The 8,364-nt window shown below is 60.6% G+C and carries 9 protein-coding genes and 1 pseudogene; 3 read left to right on the top strand and 7 right to left on the bottom strand.

Annotation, left to right across the window (positions count from 1 at the left end):
* Positions 1–237, top strand: a pseudogene (locus ACP7BS_RS27525) (ISNCY family transposase); the annotation flags it as partial.
* 85 nt (positions 238–322) lie between these two features.
* Here ACP7BS_RS27525 and ACP7BS_RS27520 read toward each other — a convergent pair.
* Together ACP7BS_RS27520 and ACP7BS_RS27515 are read right to left on the bottom strand one after the other, a co-directional pair.
* Positions 323–1,399 carry a D-TA family PLP-dependent enzyme gene (locus tag ACP7BS_RS27520; protein WP_426240635.1) on the bottom strand — a complete coding sequence of 359 codons (1,077 nt, stop codon included), beginning with the start codon at positions 1,397–1,399 and terminating at the stop codon, positions 323–325.
* 150 nt (positions 1,400–1,549) lie between these two features.
* Positions 1,550–2,464 carry a helix-turn-helix domain-containing protein gene (locus tag ACP7BS_RS27515; protein WP_426240634.1) on the bottom strand — a complete coding sequence of 305 codons (915 nt, stop codon included), beginning with the start codon at positions 2,462–2,464 and terminating at the stop codon, positions 1,550–1,552.
* Between the two features lie 115 nt (positions 2,465–2,579).
* On the opposite strand from ACP7BS_RS27515, the gene pobA reads away from it, so the two are divergent.
* Positions 2,580–3,752 carry a 4-hydroxybenzoate 3-monooxygenase gene (gene pobA / locus ACP7BS_RS27510; RefSeq protein WP_426240633.1) on the top strand — a complete coding sequence of 391 codons (1,173 nt, stop codon included), beginning with the start codon at positions 2,580–2,582 and terminating at the stop codon, positions 3,750–3,752.
* Positions 3,753–3,756: 4 nt separating this feature from the next.
* On the opposite strand, the gene ACP7BS_RS27505 is transcribed toward pobA, so the two are convergent.
* The 5 genes from ACP7BS_RS27505 to ACP7BS_RS27485 all read right to left on the bottom strand — a co-directional run bounded on the left by ACP7BS_RS27505 (position 3,757) and on the right by ACP7BS_RS27485 (position 7,379).
* Entirely contained in the window at positions 3,757–4,167 is a 411-nt protein-coding gene (locus tag ACP7BS_RS27505) for a type II toxin-antitoxin system VapC family toxin (protein WP_426240638.1), read from the bottom strand.
* Positions 4,164–4,424 carry an antitoxin gene (locus ACP7BS_RS27500; RefSeq protein ID WP_426232880.1) on the bottom strand — a complete coding sequence of 87 codons (261 nt, stop codon included), beginning with the start codon at positions 4,422–4,424 and terminating at the stop codon, positions 4,164–4,166. Before ACP7BS_RS27500 ends, ACP7BS_RS27505 begins: the two co-directional genes overlap by 4 nt.
* A 107-nt stretch (positions 4,425–4,531) precedes the next feature.
* Positions 4,532–5,737 carry a 3-oxoadipyl-CoA thiolase gene (gene pcaF / locus ACP7BS_RS27495; protein ID WP_426240632.1) on the bottom strand — a complete coding sequence of 402 codons (1,206 nt, stop codon included), beginning with the start codon at positions 5,735–5,737 and terminating at the stop codon, positions 4,532–4,534.
* A complete protein-coding gene (locus ACP7BS_RS27490; protein ID WP_426232876.1) occupies positions 5,738–6,520 on the bottom strand; it encodes a CoA-transferase subunit beta in 783 nt (260 codons plus the stop codon).
* A gap of 10 nt (positions 6,521–6,530) precedes the next feature.
* Positions 6,531–7,379: a CoA transferase subunit A gene (locus ACP7BS_RS27485; RefSeq protein WP_426240631.1), complete on the bottom strand. Its 849-nt coding sequence runs from the start codon at positions 7,377–7,379 to the stop codon at positions 6,531–6,533.
* A 140-nt stretch (positions 7,380–7,519) separates the two neighbouring features.
* Between ACP7BS_RS27485 and ACP7BS_RS27480 the strand changes: the two genes are divergently transcribed.
* Positions 7,520–8,275, top strand: a complete 756-nt coding sequence (locus tag ACP7BS_RS27480) for an IclR family transcriptional regulator (protein ID WP_426232872.1) — start codon at positions 7,520–7,522, stop codon at positions 8,273–8,275.
* Positions 8,276–8,364: the final 89 nt, after the last annotated feature.

Below are 8,364 nucleotides of genomic sequence, written 5' to 3'. Positions count from 1 at the left end.
AAGGAGACGCTGCGTCAGTGGATGATGGAAGCCGGCATCTGGGTGTCGCGCCGCGAACGCAAGAAGCGGGTTTTCCAGCCGCGCGGCCGGCGCGACTGCTTTGGCGAACTTGTGCAGATCGATGGGTCGCATCACTGGTGGTTTGAGAATCGCGGTCCCAAATGCGCCCTGCTCGTCTATATCGACGATGCCACCGGCAAGCTGTTGCATCTGCGCTTTGCCGGCTCGGAGAACACAGCCTAAGCACGCTGATCGCTGGCGCTTGTATCACCTCAAGGAGCGCAAGATGCCGATCGGTGAGATCGTCCGCCATCGGCCGGCGTCAGACAATCCTGCCGCGCGCGACAACCGGCCACAGGGCTGAAATCTCGCCTTGCTCAACGATGTTCACCGCATCGACCAGGTTTGTGACGACGCAGGCGTGGTTGGGTACGATGCGCAGCCTGTCGCCAACCTTCAGATCGATCGGGCCTTCGCTGACCAAACGGCCATGTTCTTCCGATAGCTGGTCGATGGTGATGTCGCTGCGGCCGAGCACATGGCCGTAGCCGGACAGGCCGAGCAGGTCGGAGGTCAGCGCCTTGGACCCGGCATCGATGATGGCGCGATTGGCAGCGGGGACCGAAACGACGGTGGCGAGCACGGTAAGTGCGCAGTCGTCCCAGGTGCAGGCACCGCGCGTCACCAGCGAGCGGTCGTTGTAGACATAGGTTCCGGGACGGTATTCAGTGGTTACCGGTGCCTTGGCCGCCTCCATCATCGACGGGGTGCCGCCCGACGTGATCACCGGAACCTTGATGCCAGCTGCCTCGATAAAAGCCTTGGCGCGGTTCATGAAGGATTCGACAGCGGCCGCATCGTTCGCCGGCGGATAGGTCATCAGGCCCCCAAAAACCAGGCCGGGCGCCTTGGCGATCCGTTGCGCAAGAGAAGCGGCGGCTTCCGGGGTCGGCACGCCGCAGCGGTCGGCGCCGGTGTTGCATTCGACCAGCACCTGCAATGGCGCCGGCTCAGCAGCAAAAGTATCCGAGAGGCCGTCGATGACGGTCTCGTTGTCGGCGACGACGCTCAGCGTCACCGTGCGGGCGAGAGCAGCGAGATGGCGCAGCTTTTCGGCGCCAAGAATATTGTAGGTGATGAGAACGTCCCGGATCTCCGGGCTGGCGGCAATCATAGCCTCGGCTTCGGATACCTTCTGGCAGGTGACGCCGATGGCCCCTGCCCGCAGCTGCATTTCGGCCACCGCCGGCAGTTTATGCGTCTTGATATGCGGGCGAACCTTCAATCCGTGCGCATCGGCATAGGCCTGAAAACGATCGATGTTGCGCCGCGCGATATCGAGATCGATCAGGACGGCCGGAGTGCTCACGGTCTGAAGCGTCGATGGGGCCTTGCTCATGGGGTCTCCGAAAGTCTGCTGCAATTGAGATGGAAGCGTGGTGCGCGTGTCGCTCAAAGTCCTATCCGGCAAATTCCCGGCAGTCCATGCACTCCGCGTTTATTACGCCAATCCGGGATGCCGGCATTGCGGCCGATAGTAATTGGCGGCTCATCCCACTGTCGCAAGCGTGCTGAGAGCCCGTGTTTCTGCCCTCCCCTGGCCACGGCGCCATTGCCGGGGTGAAACACCCGTCCTTGTCTGGAAGAAACGGGAGAAATAGGCAGGATCGGCAAAGCCGAGCCGGAAGCCGATTTCCTGCACAGGGATTTGCGTAAACAGCAATTCGCGCTGCGCTTCGTCGATCAGCTTGCAGTTGATCAGGCTCTGGGTGCTGCCGGCGGTGCGCTGTTTGACGATGCGGTTGAGATGCGTCGCCGAGATACCGAGTGCATCGGCGTAGAAGGATGCAGGCTTGTGGGAACGGAAATGCTGGTGGATCAGTCCGGTCAGCCGGTTCAACCGCCGCTCGTTTTCCGTTGCCCCCACATCGTCGTCAGCCTGCCCAGCAACAGACAGGCGCGCGGTCAGCCGGAGGGCCGATGTCAGGTATGCCTCGCAAAGATCCGCCGGTCCCGTTGGCCGGGCCTCCGCCTCTGCGGCAAGACGATGCAGCGTATCGGCGATGTAACGGCTGTCGGCGTGTTCCGGGAGCAGCGCTGTCAGACGCGGGAGGTTCAGCCATGCGCCAAACCGGCTGTGATCGGCCGGAATGGTTTTCAGGTGGGACGTCAGAATGGTGAAGACATAGCCGTCAATATCCTTCGAAAACCGGAAGCCATGACGGGAAAGAGGGGGCACCGTAATGATAGCGGGCGCGACAATCGCATGTGTCGCGTCATCAAAGATCGCATCGCCTGATCCGGCCTCGATGTACAGGATCTGAAAGAACTGGTCATGGCGATGCAGGCCGATCTCCCAGTGATGCAGGCTGCTACGCGACGGGATCGTTTCGCAATGCAGCCAGAAACCAGGGAAATCGCCGGTCTTTTCGCCATAGAGGTCATAGGTGGGGATCGCGCGCATCTTGTCCCGCAAATATCGTCGATGTTCGATTTGTGCAATTTATTGGGTTTGATGTCCATGGCGGGATTTATGTGCCGGTGTCAAAATCCGGCTGCAGCATTTCGGGAGGAAAAAGATGCGCACGCAGGTCGTCATCATCGGGTCAGGTCCGTCCGGATTGCTGCTCGGGCAATTGCTGGCGAAAGCCGGCATCGAGGCCGTCATTCTGGATCGTGCCGGCAAGGACTACATTCTCGGCCGGGTGCGCGCAGGCGTCCTTGAAAATGGCACGGTCGGGCTGATGGACGAGGCTGGAGCTGGTGCGCGGATGCACGTGGAAGGCTTGCCGCATGGTGGCTTTTCGCTCGCCTTCGATGGCCGCGACCACCGGATCGACCTTGCGGATCTGACGGGCGGCAAGGGCGTCATGGTCTATGGCCAGACCGAGCTGACACGTGATCTGATGCAGCAGCGGGAGGTCATCGGGGCAAAGACAATCTATGACGCTGCCAATGTCCGTCCGCACGATTTCGACGGCCGTTCGCCCTATGTCACCTACGAAGCGGAGGGAGTGAGCCATCACATCGATTGCGATTTCATTGCCGGGTGCGACGGGTTTCATGGCGTCAGCCGCAAGGCCGTGCCGGAAAAATCGATCACCATATTCGAAAAAGTCTATCCGTTCGGCTGGCTCGGCCTGCTCGCCGATGTGCCACCGGTCAATCACGAACTGATCTATGCCAACCATCCAGGCGGTTTCGCGCTCTGTTCGATGCGTTCGGAAAGCCGCAGCCGCTACTATCTGCAATGTGCTCTGGACGAGAGGGGCGAGGACTGGAGCGATGACCGGTTCTGGGACGAACTGCGCCGCCGCCTGCCCGCGCATCATGCCGAAGCGCTCGTCACCGGCCCGTCCTTCGAAAAGTCGATCGCGCCGCTGCGGTCGTTCGTGGCCGAGCCGATGCGGTTCGGCAAGCTCTTCCTGGTCGGCGACGCCGCGCATATCGTGCCACCGACGGGCGCCAAGGGGCTCAATCTGGCGGCCAGCGATGTCCATTATCTCTATGCGGGTCTCCGCGAGTATTATCAGGAACGCTCGTCTGCCGGCATCGATGCCTATTCCGCCCGTGCCCTTTCCCGTGTCTGGAAAGCCGTGCGCTTTTCCTGGTGGATGACGACGATGCTGCACCGGTTTCCGGACACCGGTGCCTTCGATCAGAAGATCCAGGAGGCCGAACTGGATTATCTCACCCATTCCCGTGCGGCAGCCACGGTGCTGGCGGAGAATTATGTGGGGTTGGCTTACTGAGGGATTATTCGGCCGCCGTCCAATCTTCGACTTTTAGACCTCCGACACGCTGGAATTCGCGCGTATTGTTGGTAACGTAGATTAGCCTTCTGGCCTTTGCCTGCGCTGCAATCAAAATGTCGAAGGAGCCGATCGGCGTTCCCAAGGTCGCGAGTTCTGCCCTTACACCGCCAGCGATTTGTGCGTCATCGCGATCAAATGCGACCAAAGGAAAGTCCTGCGTCAGAAGGCGTATACTCTCAAGATTGAATTCCACTCTCTGGCTTCGATAGGCACCGTAGTACAATTCGTGCAATACCACGGTTGAAAGGCCTATAGCTCCCGCCTCACATGCGAGTGCTCGTTTTACGAGCCGCTCGGATTTTTTGCCGATGAGACCGATGAAGGCGTTAGTATCAAGAAGATAACGCATTATTCGAAGAGTTTTTCCAAATCAGGATTATCTTTGATCTCAGGTTGCTGGCGACCATCCACCATGAAGTCGTCGCTGAACCCACGCGCCATCGCAGCCTTTAAACCGCTCCAAGCCTCTTTGTGTTTGACCGTCGGGCGCAAAATAACTGCATCACCTTCGCGCGTGATTTCAAGCTCATCGACGTCGAAGCGGAACTCTTTCGGCAGGCGCACGGCTTGCGAGTTGCCGGATTGGAACACTTTTGCACGTTGAGTCATTGGTTTCTCCATAAGCATATATACGATGAAGTATATACAAATTCAAAGTGCCGACAAGAATTCCTTCGACCCGCGACCTTTGGAGTGCCTATTCTGCGCCGATCTCCTCAGGCGCGTTCCAGGGCGATCGCGATCCCCTGCCCGACGCCGATGCACATGGTCGACAGCGAATAGCGGCCACCGGTGAGCTTGAGTTCGAGCGCCGCCGTGCCGGTGATGCGGGCGCCGGACATGCCGAGCGGGTGGCCGAGTGCGATGGCGCCGCCGTTGCGGTTGACGCGTGCATCGTCGTCGGAAATGCCGAGTTCACGTAGGACGGCGAGGCCCTGGCTGGCGAAGGCCTCGTTGAGCTCGATCACGTCGAACTGGTCCTGAGTCATGCCAAGCCTGGCCATCAGCTTTCGCGACGCAGGAACCGGGCCGATGCCCATGATGCGCGGTGGCACACCTGCGGCAGCGCCGCCCATGATACGGGCGATCGGCGTTAGGCCGTGTTTTTTCACGGCGGCCTCGGAAGCAATGATCAGAGCCGCCGCACCGTCGTTGACGCCGGAGGCGTTGCCGGCGGTCACGGTGCCGCCCTCTTTCTTGAAGGGCGTGCCGAGCTTGGCAAGAATTTCAATCGTCGTCGCGCGCGGATGTTCATCCCTATCGACGACGATCGGGTCGCCCTTGCGCTGCGGAATGGTGACCGATGTGATCTCCTGGCCGAGCCGCCCGTTCTGCTGGGCGCCGGCCGCCTTGTTCTGCGAGCGGACGGCAAAGGCATCCTGATCCGCGCGGCTGACCTTAAAATCCTCGGCAACGTTCTCGCCGGTTTCCGGCATCGAATCGACGCCATATTGCTTCTTCATCAGTGGATTGATGAAGCGCCAGCCGATCGTCGTGTCGTGGATTTCGGCTGCACGCGAAAATGCACTTTCGGCTTTCGGCATGACGAACGGCGCGCGCGACATGCTCTCGACCCCGCCGGCGATCATCAGTTCAGCCTCGCCTGCGCGAATGGCACGGGCGGCCGCAATCACGGCATCCATGCCGGAGCCGCAGAGCCGGTTGATCGTCGTGCCCGAGACCTCCAGCGGCAATCCCGCAAGCAAAAGCGACATGCGCGCAACGTTGCGATTGTCCTCGCCGGCCTGGTTGGCGCAGCCGAAAATCACATCATCCACGGCCTGCCAATCAACGGAAGCATTGCGCTGCATCAATGCCTTGAGCGGAATGGCGCCGAGGTCATCGGCGCGGACGGAGGAGAGCGAACCACCGAAACGGCCGATCGGGGTGCGGATATAGTCACAGATATAGGCCTCGGTCATTTACGCGGCCTCCTTGTTGCCCTGATGGGCTTTCTTGGTGCGGGCGTTGATGTCGCGCAGGGTCTGAAGCTCGGTTTCGGTCGGAAACGGCGTGTCGATCACCGTTTCGGCAAACTTGATAGGCCAGCCGCAATTCTCAACGATCTGTTCGCGGGTCACGCCCTGATGGATCGAAACGACGGTCAGCTCCTTGCTGACCGGATCCGGCTCTAGAATGCAAAGGTCGGTGATGACCTGCGTGGGGCCTTTGGTTTTCATACCAAGACGTTCGCGATGGTTGCCGCCTTCGCCATGCCCCATCGAGGTGATGAAGTTGAGCTTGTCGACAAAACCGCGTTTGGACAGCGCCATGGTGATGAAAATCTGGCCACAATTGCTGGCGATCTCCGGTGCGCCGCCGCCGCCGGGCAGGCGCACCTTCGGATGTTCGTAGGGACCGACCACGGTGGTGTTGAGATTGGCAAACTTGTCGATCTGCGCACCGCCGAGAAAGCCGGTGGTGATGCGGCCACCCTGCAGCCAGTAGCGGAACATTTCCGGTACCGAGACGGTGAACAGCGCTGTGTCACATAGCTCGCCGTCGCCGATCGAAAGCGGCAGGACATCCGGCTTGGTGCCGACCGTGCCACTTTCGTAGATCAGCGTGATATCCGGAGCATGGGTGAGACGGGCGACATTGCAGGCAGCCGATGGCGCGCCGATGCCGACGAAGCAGACATCGTCATTGGTGAGGGCGCGGGAGGCGGCAATGGTCATCATTTCGGTGGGGGTGAAATCGCTCATCGGTGTTTCCTCACGCAGCCTTCTTCGCATGTTTGGCAAAGTCTTCCGGCCCGGCCTTCATGACGTTCTCCTCGATCCAGGCCTGGAATGTATCGCGGTCGCGGGCAATCTCGTCCCAGGCGATGTAGAAGGCGTTGGAGCGAGGATAGTAGCCTTGCGCATAGGACGGGAAGGCACCGCCGGGCACCTCGACCACCGCTGTCACCGCCCAGGATGGCAGCACGACGGAGTTCGGAGACGGCGGGTTCAACTCGTCGACGATCTCCTCCACCGTGACGATCGAGCGCTTGGCGCCAAGCACCGCTTCCTTCTGCACGCCGACGATACCTTCGATGAGCACATTGCCCTTCCGGTCGGCTCTGAGTGCATGGATGATCGTCACATCCGGGCGGATGGCAGGAACAGCCGCCAGAACTTCGCCGGTGAAGGGGCACGTTACCTGCTTGATATTCGGGTTCACCTTGGTGAGATCGGCGCCGATATAGCCGCGCAGCATGGCAAACGGCAGGTTTGCAGCCCCTGCCTCATAGGCATTGGCCATGGCGGCATGGGAGTGCTCCTCGATCTCCAGCGGCCGTGGCCACTGGTTTTCGACGGCATCACGGAAACGGTGCAGCGAGCCGACGCCGGGATTGCCGCCCCAGGAAAATTTCATGCCGCGGGCCGCACCGGCGCCAATCAGCTGGTCATAGAGAATATCCGGCGTCATACGGATCAGGAAAAGGTCCTTCTTGCCCTGCCGGATCACTTCATGACCTGCCGCATAGGGGATGAGGTGGGTAAATCCCTCCATGGCGACGGTATCGCCGTCATGCACGTTGTCGGAAATGGCTTCTGCCAGCGAAGTCAGTCGTGCCAAGGCATTCTCCTCCTGATCTGTTTCCTGTCTGTTTGGCGCAAATAAGCGCGCGAATTCGTCCCTCGTCAAATATTTCGTGCGTTATTTGATATTTGTTCGTATAACGCACATACTGAAAGCGATATCGGAGAGCTTTTGCCATGCGGGAATCGGATTTTGTCAGCGGCTTCGCGCGCGGGCTGAAAGTCATCGAAGCCTTTGGAGAAACGCGGCCAAAGCTCACCATTGCCGAGGCTGCCAAGCTGACGGAGCTCGACCGGGCAACGGTACGCCGCTGCCTGTTGACGCTCGCCGATCTCGGCTACGCCGACTATGACGGCAAGTTCTTCGCGCTGACGCCGAAGGTGCTGCGGCTCGGCCATGCCTATCTGTCGGCGACGCCGCTGCCGCTGATGATCCAGCCCTATCTCGACCAGCTTTCGGAAAAATCCGGCCAAAGCGCGTCGGCCTCGGTGCTGGACGGGACCGAGGTGGTTTACATTGCCCGCGCCTCGCAGAAGCGGGTGATGTCGATCAACCTGTCGCCCGGCTCTCGCCTGCCGGCCTATTGCGCGTCGATGGGACGGGTTCTGCTGGCGGCCCTGCCGGAAATGGAGGCGCGGGGCATTCTGGATTGCTCCGAACTCAAGGCCAACACGCCGCTGACGAAGACCGATCCGGATGTCCTGATGGACGAACTTCGCCGCATCCGCGCAGACGGCTGCGCGGTTATCGACCAGGAACTGGAACTGGGGCTTTGCTCCATCGCGGTCCCGATCGAGAACGATCGCGGCCGCGTCGTCGCTGCCATCAACATCGGCGCCCCGGCCGCCCACGTGCCCGCTGCCGAAATGGTGGCGCGATACCTGCCTTTGCTGAAGGAGACGCAACGCGCATTGCGGCTGGTCTTGCGTTAAGCCACGTTCTTGCGCGGCTTCGCCGCCGGCATCCCTCCTGCCTGATCTAAACATGGCAAACTCGCCGCCGCCTATAGAGGCGGCAGCGA

Source organism: Pararhizobium sp. DWP1-1-3, from assembly GCF_049896125.1.
GTDB lineage: Bacteria > Pseudomonadota > Alphaproteobacteria > Rhizobiales > Rhizobiaceae > Pararhizobium.
Note: the sequence above shows the minus strand (reverse complement) of the source record. Positions and strands in the feature narration are given on the sequence as shown.